This window comes from Veillonella sp. AF36-20BH (assembly GCF_003602765.1).
GTDB classification, from domain to species: domain Bacteria; phylum Bacillota; class Negativicutes; order Veillonellales; family Veillonellaceae; genus Veillonella; species Veillonella hominis.
In genome coordinates this window covers 1-16,013 of sequence record NZ_QTLR01000005.1, presented here as the reverse complement: position 1 = coordinate 16,013, position 16,013 = coordinate 1, and the positions used below count along the sequence as shown (strand labels likewise).

Sequence of the window (16,013 nt, the reverse complement as noted above, 5' to 3'; positions counted from 1 at the left end):
TCTCCCATTATATGTGCCAGCATGCGATGCGGCGATCTGCCCAATCTCGAAGTGGCGGACGTTCTGTAAAACAACGACCTTCCGCTTCTGGACATCGACCACTAAACAGACACCCTTTTGGTGGGTCTAATGGATTTGGTGGATCCCCTTTAAGCGGTGCCCCAATTGGTGCATGTGGCATAACTGGACCATTTAAGGCCGTCAATGCACGGGTATACGGATGCTGAGGGAATTCATATAAGTCCAATGCAGGACCTTCTTCCATGACGGCACCTAAATACATAACAACCATGCGATGACTAATGTAGCGCACCATATTTAAATCATGAGAAATAAAGAGGTACGAAATACCATGTTGTTCTTGTAACCGTTCTAGTAATGTCATAATTTGCACTTGGATAGATACATCTAACGCAGAAATCGGCTCATCACAGATGATACATTGAGGCTCCATAATAAGAGCCCGTGCAATGCCGATACGTTGACGTTGCCCACCAGATAGTTCATGAGCATAACGCTCACCAAATGACATATTTAAGCCAACTTGGTCAAGCACCTCTTTTACACGAATCACGCGATCTCGAGGTGTATACTTTGGATCCAGTTCTAAAGGCTCCTCTAAAATCGCATTAACCGTAAGCCGCGGATTAAGGGATGCATAAGGATTTTGAAATACCATTTGCATCACCGGGTGAACAGACTCTCTATCCACATAAGGGTTGATATGTCGACCATTCATATAAATAGAACCAGATGTAGCTTGATATAAACCCATCAAAGTGTAACCAAATGTAGATTTACCACATCCAGATTCACCTACGATACCTAGGGTTTCCCCTGGTGATTGATATAGACTCACGCCTTGTACGGCATGTACCGTTTGTTTTGGCTTAAATAAGCCGCCTGACAGGGTGAACTCTTTAACGAGATTGTCAGTCTCCCATACGTAACTCATTAAAGTCCCTCCAACTTAGCTAACCAACATGTAAACTGGTGACTTTCACCAACATTTGTAACCATCGGAACCCGACTACCACAGATTCGCATAGCCCATTTACAACGAGGATTAAATGCGCATCCACGAGGTAAATCAAATAGATCAGGTGGTTGACCTTCAACAGCCTTCAATTCGCCGTGCCATTTACCTTGAGGCAATGCAAGCAACAGCCCCAAAGTATATGGATGACGAGGCTCGCTAAAAATACCATCTACTGTAGCAGACTCAACACATTTACCTGCGTACATAACCATAACCCGATCACAAATTTGAGCAATAACACGTAGGTTATGAGAGATAAAGATAATCCCTATGCCAGCCTCTACGGCTAATGTTTGCATAAGGCGCAAAATTTGTGCCTCTGTAGTAATATCAAGAGCTGTTGTGGGCTCATCACAAATTAAAATCTTGGGACGACCGGCCACTGCCATAGCAATACATACGCGTTGGCGCATTCCACCGCTCAACTCATGAGGATATTGAGATAACCGGCGTTCCGGTGTAGACAGCCCCATCTTCTTCAATAAATCGATGGCAATGGCCCTTTCATCGTAATCTTCACCATACGCATTTGTACGACGGATAACCTCATACATTTGCTCTCCAATGGTCATGATAGGATTCAAGGAGGTCATAGGATCTTGGAACACCATGGCAACCGTCGTACCACGAAGTTCATTCCAATCATCTTCAGTAAATCCTAAACAATCATGACCATCAATCATGAATGTATCCGCTTTAATTTTAGTTTTACCATATGGCAATAAGCCCATTAAAGAGTTAACTAAAACGGATTTACCACACCCAGATTCCCCGACTATACCTAAAATCTCACCAGGGTATAAAGAAATATCTTGATTGCGAATAACTCGCAACGGACCTTGGAAGGTATTGATGGTAATAGATACATTACGTACATCAACAATAGCATTATTCATTATCTATCTCCTTCCTTAGGGTCTAATACATTACGTAAACCGTCGCCAAAAAATGCGAAACCAAGCATGGTAATACTAATAGCAACAGCTGGGAAAATCAATTGGAACGGATAAGAGCGCATGCTACTAATACCTTCAGAAGCTAGTACGCCCCAGCTCGCCATAGGTGCATTTACACCTAAGCCGATAAAACTAAGAAATGCTTCTGTAAAAATAGCCTCAGGAATGGCCAATGTTAAAGTAATAATGATCGGTCCTACACAGTTTGGTAAAATATGACGTAATAAAATTCGACGCTTAGGAATACCCATAGCTTCTGCTGCAATGATGTATTCTTCGTTTTTAACTTTCAAAATTTGGCTGCGTACGATACGGGCCATATTAAGCCAATACGCAATCCCCAACGCTACAAAAATAGAGATTAGCCCAGGTCCAAGTACAACCATCAATAAGATTACGTATAGTAAAAGTGGAATACCATACAAAACATCTACGATCCCCATCATGATACGGTCTACCTTGCCACCTATATAACCCGCAATGCCGCCATAGGCAACGCCAATCACAAGATTAATAAAAGCTGCTACAAAACCAATGGTTAAGGAAATACGAGCGCCGTACATAACACGTGTATAGATATCACGGCCCAATGTATCCGTACCAAACCAATGGCTAAAGCTTGGACTTTGGTTCGCATCAATTAAGGATTGGTCCGCATAGGTATAAGGTGAAATAAGTGGACCTAGAATAGCAAGCACCATCATCACAATAATGATGGTTGCACCAACTACAGCTAAACGATTTACCTTAAATCGTTCCCATTTACTAGGACGTTTTATAAAGCTAGTAATCTCTTCTTGAGGGGCTCGTTCAATAGGTAAAAAGTCTTCCTTATTCATCTGTCCCCTCCTCCGTTGTAACTCGTGGATCGATTAATGGATAAATCATGTCCACCAAAATATTAAGAAATACTACAAGCGCACTATAGAAAATCGTAATACCAAGAATAACCGTATAGTCTCGGTTATAAATAGATGTTACAAAATACTGACCTAGACCAGGAATCGCAAAAATTGTTTCTACGATAAAGCTGCCTGTTAACAAACTAGCTGCCAATGGACCTAAGTACGTAATAACTGGCAAAATTGCATTGCCAAGGGCATGACGTGTCAAAATGGTCCAAGAACCTAGACCTTTTGCGCGAGCTGTACGAATGTATTCTTGTTGATACACGTCAAGTAAACCACTGCGCGTTAAACGAGCAATAAATGCCATCGGTTGCGCTGCTAATGTCAACACAGGTAACACCATGTAAGAGGGGCCACGCCATAAGGCTACCGGGAACCATCCCAATTCAAAGCCTACTATGTACACAAGAACAGCACCGATAATAAATGTTGGTACCGAAATCCCTATTGTAGATAATACAGTTACCGCATAATCTACAATGCTATTAGGTCTCATGGCACTAATCGCACCAGCTGTAATACCACCAACTATAGCTACCATTAAAGATAATAAACCAAGCTGTGCGGAAATTGGGAATGCATCACCAATTATATCGTTTACACTACGGCCTTCATATTTAAATGATGGGCCCAAGTCACCTGTAATGACGCCACCTAAATAATCTCCATACTGTTTCCATACAGGATCATCGAGATGATATTTAGCCTCGATACTTGCTTTCACCTGAGGCGGTAATTTCTTTTCTGTTGTAAAAGGCCCACCAGGTATCGCATGCATTAATGCAAATGTTACGGTAATGATGACCCATAAGATTATGATTGCGCCACCTAGGCGTCGAAATACATACCTCGTCATTGTCACTTTCCTCCATAAAAAGTCTATTCGTTTTATTATACTACATTATGAAGTTAATTTCATGATTAACATCATTACATTTACAGAAAGGCTCACATAACGTACAATAAAATATATGATTATTTGGAGGTGTCTATGATAGCAGTACCTAGAGTTTTAACAATTCAAGACATGAGCTCTATCGGACGCTGTGCCCTTACCGTTATGATTCCTATCATCAGTGCCATGCGCTGTCAGGCGGTTCCTTTGGCGACAGCGGTACTAAGCAATCACTTAGAGTATCCACACTATGAATTCGTTGATTTATCTGCTCATATGAGAGATTTTATGGACTGCTGGGATAAAAACGAAATTGACTTTCACGCTATCGTAAGTGGATTCTTGGCATCACCAGAACAAATTCACCTTGTTGAAGAAGCAATCGATCGATTTGCCTCTAATGGTCAGATGGTTATCGTCGATCCCGCAATGGCCGATGATGGTCGCCTCTATTCCATTTATACTCCTGATATGGTTGTAGCTATGCGCCAACTTGTATCTAAGGCCCACATCGTAAAGCCAAACTATACTGAGGCATGCTTCTTATTAGATATTCCATTCTCAACAAATCCTATTAGCGAAGATGAATTACGTGAGCGATGTAAACAATTACATCACATGGGCCCTGAAATGGTTATCATGACCAGCGTCCCATCGAAAACACATGCTGTTATTGCGGTCTATGATGGACCTACAGACTTTTTAAAAACATACTCTATACCTCTGGTTCCTGTAAAAGCTACAGGGACAGGAGATATTTTTACTGCTGTATTATCTGGTGCTGTAATGAGGGGATATTCTCCTTATGATGCGGCAGAACTGGCAATGAATTTTACTACCAACGCGATTCAAGCAACATTAGATACAGTACAATCGCTAAAACATGGAGTCGCATTTGAGTTAGTTTTGCCAGAATTAACTCAACTATAAGCTATAAATAAAGGGGAACTTATGGATTTACTTTATGTTGTATTAAGAACACTGCTCATATGTACCATCGGTTTACTCATTGCATTCCAAGGACGTCGCATGGGTTTATCGATTTTTAACTTAACGGGACGGTTAAATCGACTACAATTTATCATATGCTTCATCGCTTTAATGATTTTATTTCATATTGTCCACTACATCGATAACATATTCTTGGACTTTGTTGTATCACTACCAGCATATTGGTTGACTAGGGTCATTATTTGGCTCTTATTGGCAACCCTCTTTCCTTTATCTTGTGTCTTATTTGGCCGTCGTATTCACGACATCGGCTTCAATGCATGGGCAGGAATCCTCTGGTCGGTAATCATGATTTTCATCAATACCTACTCTGCCGTATCTCCATTCAATTACATGCTAGAGCTTTTTATATGGCTCATCGGCTTCCTATTCTGGGTATTGCCAGGACAACCTGAGCCTAATCAATATGGCAACCCTCCATTTATGACTGTAAATCGGACAGTTTATGAACCAATACAGACTCCTATATCTAACAAAAAACAAGAAGGTCGAAAAACAGTTCGTAAGCGACGCAAAAAGCGATAATTAAAAATTAACACCCTACAATAAAAAACGTATCTCTATAAGTAATATATACCTTCTTTACTGGACAACCAGTAAAGAGAGTACATATCAAAGAGATACGTTTTTATTATGTCTTCTGTTTTTACAATATTAGTTCATTAACAACATCAACTCAATCAAAGTACAACCTATATATGCAATAATAAACTTAACCTTTTGTTTACGCGCTCTATCATCATCTGCAATTTTAAGTCGATTTGCAAGGAATCGTTTATCTCGAATTTGCAACAAAAGGTGTTTAATTCGCTCTTGGCTTTCATTAGCAGTATACTCATCACAATCAGCTGTCAATGTAGCTTGTTGCATGAAGATGCGTCGGTGTAGTTTACGCATTTGAATTTTAATATTGTTATGTACAAATGCACTTTGCCACTGTTTGCGAGAATCAAAATACATGTACAAATACCGAGGAATATTCATAACCAAGAAGGAAATGATAAAAATCCCTAAGGAAATTAAAAAGTATGTAGAGAATGAAAATTCCAATGTTTCTGTTGGTAAGTAGTGATGCAAGATAATAAATGTAATCCATACACCTATTGGCAATAAAAGAACCGCTGCAATATCGATAGAACGAAGCCAGCTAGTACGAGTTGGCACATCAGGTACTGTAAAAGTATCTACAGGATCATGGAATGCATAGTAATCCAACTGTAACACAGATTGACTGGTACGCGGGTTACCCAAGAGAACGGGTCCATTACTACCAATATGGCGCTCAGGCATGGGTATAAATTTCTTCACTTGTGTATTAGGTAATAAGTCAAACTGAATTATACCCTTCTTCTCAAAGCGTACAGTAGATCCTTTTTCACCTAATGCAATAGGGTTAAAGAAAATACCGAAGAGACTTAGACACCAGTTACCCAACAAGTGTAAAATAGAGTTCAAAATAAACCCACCTGTATCTATATTATTTGTATCTAAACGAATGGCAAAGGATGATGAATAATCATCGAACCATAAATCCTCTAAGGTGAATTCCACATTAATCACATTCCCCCATTTTGTAATAATGGATAGGAATATTTGATTGTTTGGTTCAAATTCAAATGTTACAGCATAAAAGAACCAATGATTACGAAGAGCGGCACGCAACATGCGATTAACCATATCTTCTTCTATATATAATAAGCGATGGTCAAACAAATCTTGTTCTAAAGGTGCTTTTTCTAATACGGGCGCCTTATCCACCACCGCATCTCGATCAGATAATGCTTCATCCACCAAAGCTCGTAATTTGGTGAAGATTTTAGTCATAACCCCTCCAAGGGTGAAATAATAGCTCTTAACACAAAAATTATACCATATATTGCATGATTTATCGATAAAAGTATACTACATATACTATTAAATATAAATATAATTAAAGCCCCTTTTTGCATAGTAAAAGGGGCCTTATTAATGTAGTTAAACATTAGTCATATTATAATTTAATATTCATAATAGATCTTAAATTGCAACGTAATATTAAACATTGTTCAAATCTATAATTAAGCATTAATAATAGATACTTTAAATGATATTTAGTTTTATTGAATACTTGCCATGGATAAATAACAGTATTCATAGAAACGACCTTTAAGCGCCATTAGCTCTTCATACGTTCCATCTTCAACAATTTGCCCTTTATCCATAAATAAAATCCGGTCCATTTGTTCTAAACCTTCCAATTGATGCGTAATATATAGACATGTCCTACCCTCTACATAATGCATCAAGTCACGATGTAAAGCTTTTCTTGTTACTTGATCCAAGCCTTCTAAAGGTTCATCTAATAAAACGATTTTAGGATTCCGCAAGAACAATCTAGCTAATGCAACTCTTTGACGTTCACCACCACTCAAACCTTGCCCTCCACTCCCTACAATCGTATTCATACCTTCTGGTAATTTTTCAACTACCGATCGCAATGATGCACGGTTAATAGCTTGATCTAAATCCGCCATAGAAGCTTCAGGTCTTGCAAGGCGTATATTATCCTTAAAGGAAGCATTAAAAATATACGTATCTTGAGTTATAGTCCCCAATGCATTACGCCAAGTATCAATTGAAATATCTTTCAACTCCACCGAGCCTATACGAATGGATCCACCATAATCATATAACCTCTCAAGCATATTAAATAATGTCGTCTTGCCAGACCCACTAGCACCAACGATAGCAATGGATTTCCCTTGCTGAATATGTAGTCTGAGATTCTCATAAATATGGCGATATTCATCATAACCAAAGGATACATCTGTAAAAATAATATCATCATTAGGGTTAAATGATTTTGGTGATATAGGTTCTACAATAGATATCGGTTCATTACTGAGAGCCATGAGACGACTTGTAGCAACTTTACTTTCTGCACCATGATGAACAGCAGCAATCATAGGCTGTAACGCTTCAAACCAAGCCTGTGTGCCAATGGCAGCCACCGCTACCATAACACTAGCCCAAGCACCTGTTAACGCATTAGAAGCCATAATAGCTACAATAACTACAGTTAACTGAACGCCGCCCATGAATAGTGTATTACCCATATTCATGCCTCGCTCAATAGTACCTTTTTGAGCATCTACATTGCGCATCATATGCTGAATACGCTTATATACCATGTCTTCATTGCCATAACTAATCACATCTTCCAAACTATCCATAGTATCACTTAAAAGCGCTTTATAATCGCCTTGTTGGGGCCCAATCGTACGTAAAGATTCTTTATTATACGAATAAACAACCAAAGGTACTATTACACCTAATACGAAGGCCGACAAAAGAATAGGTATAATCAAACTATTGTCAATTGTAGAAACTCCATATGCAATCAATATAGTCAAGGCAACGGCTGCTACGGGTGGAATCAAAGTGCGCAAGTAGAAGAATTGTAATACCTCTATATCCCCCATGATGCGTCCCAACATATCACCTGCCCCAAACCGTTTGAGTATAGCAGGTGCCAATGGTTCCAAATGAGCATAAAACCACAAGCGCAAGCCATAGAGTCCTTGGAATGCCATGCGATGAGATGTATAGCGCTCAAAATAACGACATACAGCACGACTAACACCGAAGAATCGAACTCCTACGATTGCAAGACTTAAATAAGTAAGTCCTGGTTGCAGTGCGGCAGATGCCAATAGCCAAGAGGATACTGTCAAAAGCCCAACATTCATAAACACTGTTAAGAATGTAAATAGCAAGGCCAATACTAATGACCACTTAGCGGGACTCAATACAGAAAACAACAATTTCCAACCTTGTAAGCCCATATTAGAACCTTTTGCATTATCTTTAAAGGTCTCAGTATATTTAACAAATTTAACAAAATGCTCTGTACTATTGATAGGTGTATCTACGACCAATGTATTCTCTGAATCAAATTGTTTTCCAATATACAATGGTTCTTCAAGAGTTGCTGATAATTGCCCTAAGCCAGATGTAACAAGGTCTTTAAAATACCCCTCTTCTTCAAGTAGGTCATGATAAGAACCTTCTTGAAGAATTGATCCATTTTTCAAGACATATAGCTTAGATGCCCAATGCATAGTTTGTAATCGATGCCCAATAATGATGGCAACCTTATTTTCCATCAAACGCTGAATAGCTGTACTTATAATAGCTTCTGTTTTTACATCTAGATGTGCTGTCACTTCATCAAGAATCAATACTTGACCCTTCCGGAGGAATGCACGAGCTAAAGCAATACGTTGCCGCTCGCCTCCACTAAGACCTAACCCACCTTCACCGATAACCGCATCAAGCCCATCTTGTTCTCGATTAATAACATCTAATAGCTGAACTTCTTTGCACGCATCAAGAATCTCTGCATCACTTACATCCATACCAAAGGATAAGACCTCTCGCAAGGACCCTTTCATAATATGTGGATGTTGAGATACATAGATAATTTGCTGACGCCACCAGTTGATATCTAAATCACATATATCAATGCCATCGATAGTAACTGTTCCTTTCGGAGCCTGTAAAAACCCTCCAACAATATGGGCCATAGTAGATTTACCAGCTCCGCTTTCACCAACGAGCATAATAGGTGCATTACGTTCAGCCTGCAGCGTAATGTGGTGTACCCCATTCTCACTATTTTTATAGGTGAAAGTTAAATCTTTAATTGCAATTTCCTGTATAGGCTTATCAAGTTTAGACTCACCACCTACTGGTAAATAAGGTGGACGCTGCATGAATTCTTCATACTTCAGAATAGATGTTTTCCCTGCCATCCCTGTGTGGAAAGCTGCCCCCAATTGTCTAAATGGAGTATAGAACTCCGGCGCTAACAACAAAATAAAGAAGGCTGAAAAGAATGTGACTTCACCATCTAATAAGGTTAGACCTAAATATACCGCAATCAGAGCAGTACTAATTGTACTCACTAATTCAAGTACTAATGCAGATAAAAAGGCTACGCGCAACACGCGTAAAGTGGAATCTTTAAACTCTTGAGATAATCGACCAATAACCTTAATTTGATCCTTTGCACGGCCAAAGAGCTTTAGCGTAGTAATCCCTTGTAGTACATCTAAAAAATGCCCCGATAAGAAGCTCATACGTTCCCATTGTTCCTTATTTAATCGATCAGCTTGCTTCCCAATCAAGATCATAAAAAATGGAATTAAAGGCACCGTAACAATCAAAATAATACCAATTATTGGTAATGTATTTACAATGGAAATCCCCATAATAAGAGGAATCATAATAGCATATAAAATCTGCGGAATGTAACGTGCTATGTAAGCATCTACTTGTTCTAAACCATCGGTAAGCATATGGATGACATCGCCATGACGTTCCTTATGCTGTATACCGAGCTTAAACATATGCTCCAAAGAGCGTTCTCTAAAGGATGCTTTTACAGCACTCCCCAAATGATTTGCTACCGCCTCTTGAACATAATGAGCCACCAATCTCATAATAATAGCAATAAACAAATAAATAATGGTGTTCGTTTCGTCAGCTAGTGTATGCTCCAAAAATATAAGATTATTTATTAAGGTTCCAAAGAACCAGGCTTGCCCAACAATGGACAGACTTTCTACTAAACAGGTTAAGCCGAGTAGCACAAGCTGTCCTTTATGTTCTAGCAGCGCTTTAAATGCGGTACGCTGTATCATACTATCCTCTACGGTAAATCTATTTAAATATATAAACTCAAACAAATTTAAATCCCTATTACTAAGCCTACAAGAGTTCAAGCGAATCTAAATTTATCAATATTATATTCATCTTACCATAAAAAAGAGGCGTGCCGCTACGGCACGCCTCACATTAAGACCTAATTTTTACAACTTACATAAGTTGTAAAGCTATGCTATTAATAGTGTAAATCTTTTTCTGTTACACGATGACGGAATGTCCAATATACCCAAGATTGGTAAACCAAAATAATTGGCACAAATACGAAGGCTACACAAGTCATCAAAGTCAACGTATAAGTAGAGTTAGCTGCATTAGTAATAGTCAAGCTCCACTCAGGATTCAAAGAAGAAACCATGATGCGAGGGAACAAACCTGCAAAGTATGCAGCTGTTACAGAAATAACAGATAAACAACTGAATAAGAAACCCCATTTTGTATTTCGAGTGCGTGCTGCCCCCCAAGAAATGAGGAAGGACACGATAGCTAATGCAAAGCAAACTATAGCTAATACAGAATTAAACAAATCTGTATACACGTAAGTTGCACCTACCAATGCCAATGCACCGATAGCTGTAGGAACACCTACTACCAAAGATGCCGCACGAGCGCGCTCAGAAACAGCACCAGCTGTTTTAATAGAAGTAAATAAGCCACCATGGTATGTAAATACCAAAATAAACGCAATACCACAAAGTATGGTGTATGGACTTAATAAATCAGAAAAAGTACCAACATATGTCATACTTGCATCAATTGGAGTACCTTGAATCAAGTTACCTACTGTAACACCCCACAATAATGCAGGAATCAAGGAACCAAAGAAGATGCAGTAGTCGAATGTTTTACGCCATAACAAATTAGGGCTCTTAGAACGGAATTCAAAGGATACACCACGAATAATAAGAGCTGCAAGCATCAAGAATAGAGCCAAGTAGAATCCACTAAATAATGTAGCATACACGTGAGGGAAGGATGCGAATAATGCCCCTCCGGCAGTAATCATCCAAACCTCATTACCATCCCACACAGGACCTAAGGCATTGATCATTTGTCGACGTTCAACGTCAGTTTTACCAATGAATGGCAACAAAATACCAGTACCATAGTCAAAACCTTCTAATAAGAAGAAGCCAGCGAATAGTACAGTAATTAAGATAAACCATACCACTTCAAGGTTATTAAAAATTAATTCCATAATCTTGCCTCCTCTTTTTCAACTACATCATGAGATGGATTTCCATCTGGACCTTTTTTAATGTGTTCTACAGCAAGGTAGATAGCCGCGATAGCAGCCACGATATACACAAGTGTAAAGCCGATGATTGTAGTCATAATTTCTGGAGCCGTTACGGATTTAGACGCACCATCTGCAGTCAATTGCAAACCATATACAAGCCATGGTTGACGACCTGCTTCCGCTACAAACCAACCAGTGGAGTGAGCGATGAATGGCAATGGCAACATCCAGAACATAATTTTTAAGAATGTACGATTTTCAACAAGCTTGTCTTTTGCATTTAGGATAAGACCTACAAAGGCAACAAGTAACATAAGAGAACCGGATGCTACCATGACACGGAATGTCCAGAAGATTGCTGGAACATCTGGAATATAGTTGCCAGGGCCATATTGAGCCTCCGATTTTGCTTGAAGGTCTTTGATACCTTCTACCTTACCAGACGTAAAGGAGTTTTGAGTCAAGAAGGATAAACCACCAGGAATTTCAAGAGCACCTGTATTCTTTTGTGCTTTAGTATCAATATTAGCTACCAAAGAGAATGGCGCTGGATCTTGTGTTTCCCACAACGCTTCCATAGCAGCCATTTTCATAGGTTGTACTTTTGTGATGTATTGACCTTGATGATGACCAGCTAATGCACCTAAAGTACCAAATACAAGGGCGATAACCATGCCCCATTTAGCGGAGCGGCGGTAGAACTCTGTCGCATTATTACGCAATAAGTGCCATGCACTGATTGCCATAATAATTACACCAGCTGTTAATAAACCATTCAATACGATATGGAAAAATTGTCCAGGTACATAGCCATTTTGAACGATGGTCAGGAAATTTTCCATCTCTGCACGGCCATTGCGTAATACAAAGCCTACAGGATGTTGCATAAAGGAGTTTGCTACGAGAATCCAGAACGCAGATAAGTTAGTACCTAACGCTACAAATGTAGCTACAAGGGCGTGAACACATTTGTGTAAGCGGTCCCAACCGAAAATCCAAACGCCCATGAATGTAGATTCCAAGAAAAATGCCATTAATGCTTCAAGGGCCAATGGGGCACCAAAAATGTCACCCATAAAACGAGAATATTCTGCCCAGTTCATACCGAAATGGAATTCCTGAACAATACCAGTCACCACACCCATGGCAAAGTTAATTAGGAACAATTTGCCCCAGAACTTAGCCATTTTTTTGTATACTTCTTTACCAGTTGACACATAGGTCCACTCTAAAGCAGCAACAATCACTGTCATGCCTAGTGTGAACGGCACAAATAACCAGTGATAGATAGATGTTAGCGCGAATTGCAATCGGGCTAAATCTACAGCTTCAAACATGTGTTTTCCTCCTTAGAATAAAATACTAACATCACTTGACGAGCTTTTACAAAAAACCTTGCATCATTGCGACTGTAAAAAAGCTCAAGCCTCAGCACCAATCAACTGTTCTCTTTGGGCAAGGGTCTTAAAATTAACCGCTTCCAACTGATTAATCAATTGATGCTGAATCACGCCCATTGCTTCATTTATAGCGCAATGTCCCTTACAAGACTTAGAGCAAGAACCTACATCATATAAACAACGTTGTAAATACGCATCCCCTTCTACTGCTCTAATTACATCAAGCAACGAAATCTCTTGAGGGCTTCGATTCAGGGCAAACCCGCCATCTACACCTCGGAAAGATTTCATAATTCCTGCTGCAATGAGACTACGCATAATCTTGAGCAAAAAGCGTTCTGGAATCAACTCTTGCTCAGCCAATACAGCACCAGTTATCTTCGAGCCCGAAGGTAGTAGCGCCATATGCAAGACCATGCGAAATGCATAATCCGTGGCCTGATTTAACTTCATAAAGTCTCCTTTCTCATGCACTCGGACAAACGTATTACTAAATCTAGTATAAATGAAATAAAACAATACTGCAATGGTATTGTTTTAAACAGAATAAATTAATTCACTTACTTCTCATGCTCATATTTTATGGATCAATTACCTACTTTTATATCCATCAAATATTGATTGTCATCATATATAAAAAGACTACTCTCAAAAGAACAGTCTCCATATATATTATTTTGTAATTTCTCGCACCAAATGGCCCATTTCAGGAATGATGAGTTTGCTCATCGCTAAGGTGACGGCCCCAACAGAGCCAGGAATAGAAAACATCAAAGTGTTATTCTTAACACCAGCTTCTGCACGAGATGCCATTGCTTTTGTTCCAATATCCTCCGTATAGGATAAATATCTAAAGATTTCACCAAAACCTGGAATATGCTTTTCATATAAGCTATTTACCGCCTCGATGGTAACATCTCTCATAGCAATACCAGTTCCCCCAGTAGATATAATGACATCAATAGACTCATCATTACACCATGGAGTCATAGCATTTATTATAGCCTCACAATCATCAATTACAATTTTTCGATCTGCTACAATATGATTTGCTGCTTCCAAAAATTCTTGAACCTTGTTGCCTCCTTTATCAGTTTCTAATGTACGAGTATCAGATACAGTTAATACTGCAACACATAATGGTCTTGCTACAACTTCGTAAGACATAGTTCCTCCTAAAATAAAGGCACAATAGACGCCAATATCGGCCATCCATTATCGCGTAATGTATCACGCAATGCCCATGTATACTTAATAAGCGGTGCACAATGTAGGCGCAACCAGAAAGATAAATACGGTGTATCTCCTTGGAATACAGCTAGTCGATCTAGAGCATATAAATTATCCCCTGGCTTTACTGTTCCTGGTTGAACTGTGAAAGCCATTTTATACCCAGACTGTTTAGTAACATATTGAACGAGCATATCATTAAAACCACCAGGATACGCCAAATAATTGATAGGTTCTCCTAAAATACCTTCCATAGATGTTTTACCACCGAGAATGGCATCAGGCAATTCTGTAGGATCCATATGAGTTAGTATCTTATGATGATTTGTATGCCCTTGAATATCAAATCCTGCCGTCTCCATTTGACGCATTTGTGCTGTATTTACAAAACCAGGCGTATTGGCTGCGTCACTAATCATGAACAAAGTAGCTTTCATATTATATGCTTTTAATATAGGCAATGCATGTTCATAATTATCTACATAACCATCGTCAAATGTTATTACTATAGGCTTCTCTGGTAACTCCGTACCATTTTGCAAATACTCATACAATTGATCCAATGATATCGTATGATATCCATGATTATGGAGGTATTCCATCTGCTCCTTAAACTGATCCACATGCAATGTTAAAGCAGAGTGTTTCTCATCATTTATTTGATGATAATTAAGTACCGGTACACCATATAACTTATAATTTGAAGACAGTCCCCACATAACTCCAATAGAAACCGCTAAAATTGCAATACATATTGCAATACAATATAACAACTTTTTAATACAGCTCTTGCCATATTTATACATATAAAATAATCACTCCCATCGACTTACATACATAATGAGAATACCACATATAAGTGGCTATTATCAAGAAAATCCCTCACAAGATTAATATAAAAACTGTTGATGCAATGAATCTGTCGTCGCTTAATTCTTATTACCTTTAACTTGCCCTACTTGCTTCCTCACTGTGGATTTCCCTTTACCGCTTCGCAGTTTGGTAAATCTTACGTTCGGAAAAAGGTGATGTGTGGGCCCCATACGTCGTTTAATCCTAATTACTTTTCGCTTGCCCTACTTGCTTCCTCACTGTGGATTTCCCTTCTCTGCTTCGCAGTTTGGTAAATCTTACGTTCGGAAGAAAGTGATGCAGTGAATCTGTCGTCACGTTGTTCCTCCATCTTCTACTGCCCTACTTTTCCCACGCCGTCTCTATTGATCAATACACATAGACAATACTTCTACAACCTTGGCTGAAAACGGCTCTAGAAGGAATTAGAATGTGCTCGTTAGAGCACAAAAATAGAGGGCCAACCCTTTATAGGGTTGACCCTCTATTTCGTTAATCAGCGAGTTCTTATGTACGGTTCTTTGCTCCAGGATACGGGGTGTTCGTCGCTGTGGAAGGACCTATGTAGCTGCGCTACATATCCATCTTACGCTCCGAACTAAGCGATGCAGTGAATCTGTCGTCGTTTCACTCCTCCATCTTCTACTGCCCTGCTTACCAGGTCCCCTGGGAGGATAGGAAGCCATACAAAAAAAAGACACACCCTCAGGTGTGCCTTTAATTAATCAGCGGCTTCCTATCCTCCCAGGCCGTCTCCAGCCAAGTACTTTCGGCGT

Annotated in this window: 13 protein-coding genes; 2 read left to right on the top strand and 11 right to left on the bottom strand. The window is 39.3% G+C overall.

Annotation, left to right across the window (positions count from 1 at the left end; translation table 11 throughout):
- Positions 1-7: 7 nt before the first annotated feature.
- Genes DW000_RS06695 through DW000_RS06680 form a run of 4 tightly spaced genes read right to left on the bottom strand, consistent with a single transcriptional unit; the run spans position 8 to position 3,759 of the window.
- A complete protein-coding gene (locus DW000_RS06695; protein ID WP_004695381.1) occupies positions 8-955 on the bottom strand; it encodes an oligopeptide/dipeptide ABC transporter ATP-binding protein in 948 nt (315 codons plus the stop codon).
- Entirely contained in the window at positions 955-1,935 is a 981-nt protein-coding gene (locus DW000_RS06690; protein WP_008603495.1) for an ABC transporter ATP-binding protein, read from the bottom strand. Before DW000_RS06690 ends, DW000_RS06695 begins: the two co-directional genes overlap by 1 nt.
- Positions 1,935-2,834 carry an ABC transporter permease gene (locus DW000_RS06685; protein WP_008603497.1) on the bottom strand — a complete coding sequence of 300 codons (900 nt, stop codon included), beginning with the start codon at positions 2,832-2,834 and terminating at the stop codon, positions 1,935-1,937. Before DW000_RS06685 ends, DW000_RS06690 begins: the two co-directional genes overlap by 1 nt.
- A complete protein-coding gene (locus DW000_RS06680; protein ID WP_004695374.1) occupies positions 2,827-3,759 on the bottom strand; it encodes an ABC transporter permease in 933 nt (310 codons plus the stop codon). Before DW000_RS06680 ends, DW000_RS06685 begins: the two co-directional genes overlap by 8 nt.
- A gap of 135 nt (positions 3,760-3,894) precedes the next feature.
- Between DW000_RS06680 and DW000_RS06675 the strand changes: the two genes are divergently transcribed.
- Both DW000_RS06675 and DW000_RS06670 read left to right on the top strand, forming a co-directional pair.
- Positions 3,895-4,728: a pyridoxamine kinase gene (locus tag DW000_RS06675; RefSeq protein WP_021147854.1), complete on the top strand. Its 834-nt coding sequence runs from the start codon at positions 3,895-3,897 to the stop codon at positions 4,726-4,728.
- Positions 4,729-4,749: 21 nt separating this feature from the next.
- A complete protein-coding gene (locus tag DW000_RS06670; protein ID WP_004695370.1) occupies positions 4,750-5,334 on the top strand; it encodes a DUF805 domain-containing protein in 585 nt (194 codons plus the stop codon).
- A gap of 129 nt (positions 5,335-5,463) precedes the next feature.
- On the opposite strand, the gene DW000_RS06665 is transcribed toward DW000_RS06670, so the two are convergent.
- From DW000_RS06665 to DW000_RS06635, 7 genes are all read right to left on the bottom strand, one after another.
- Positions 5,464-6,633, bottom strand: coding sequence for a hypothetical protein (locus tag DW000_RS06665; protein WP_004695368.1), 1,170 nt, complete (start codon positions 6,631-6,633; stop codon positions 5,464-5,466).
- Between the two features lie 272 nt (positions 6,634-6,905).
- Positions 6,906-10,493 carry a thiol reductant ABC exporter subunit CydD gene (gene cydD / locus DW000_RS06660; protein WP_120055704.1) on the bottom strand — a complete coding sequence of 1,196 codons (3,588 nt, stop codon included), beginning with the start codon at positions 10,491-10,493 and terminating at the stop codon, positions 6,906-6,908.
- A gap of 200 nt (positions 10,494-10,693) precedes the next feature.
- A complete protein-coding gene (cydB, locus tag DW000_RS06655; protein WP_004695365.1) occupies positions 10,694-11,713 on the bottom strand; it encodes a cytochrome d ubiquinol oxidase subunit II in 1,020 nt (339 codons plus the stop codon).
- Positions 11,704-13,092, bottom strand: coding sequence for a cytochrome ubiquinol oxidase subunit I (locus tag DW000_RS06650; RefSeq protein WP_120055702.1), 1,389 nt, complete (start codon positions 13,090-13,092; stop codon positions 11,704-11,706). The genes cydB and DW000_RS06650 overlap by 10 nt, the downstream gene beginning before the upstream one ends.
- Positions 13,093-13,176: 84 nt before the next feature.
- Positions 13,177-13,608: an Rrf2 family transcriptional regulator gene (locus DW000_RS06645; protein ID WP_004695360.1), complete on the bottom strand. Its 432-nt coding sequence runs from the start codon at positions 13,606-13,608 to the stop codon at positions 13,177-13,179.
- 219 nt (positions 13,609-13,827) lie between these two features.
- On the bottom strand, positions 13,828-14,322 hold the full coding sequence (locus DW000_RS06640) for a MogA/MoaB family molybdenum cofactor biosynthesis protein (protein WP_120055700.1): 495 nt from the start codon (positions 14,320-14,322) through the stop codon (positions 13,828-13,830).
- A gap of 8 nt (positions 14,323-14,330) precedes the next feature.
- Positions 14,331-15,191 carry a polysaccharide deacetylase family protein gene (locus tag DW000_RS06635; RefSeq protein WP_120055698.1) on the bottom strand — a complete coding sequence of 287 codons (861 nt, stop codon included), beginning with the start codon at positions 15,189-15,191 and terminating at the stop codon, positions 14,331-14,333.
- Positions 15,192-16,013: the final 822 nt, after the last annotated feature.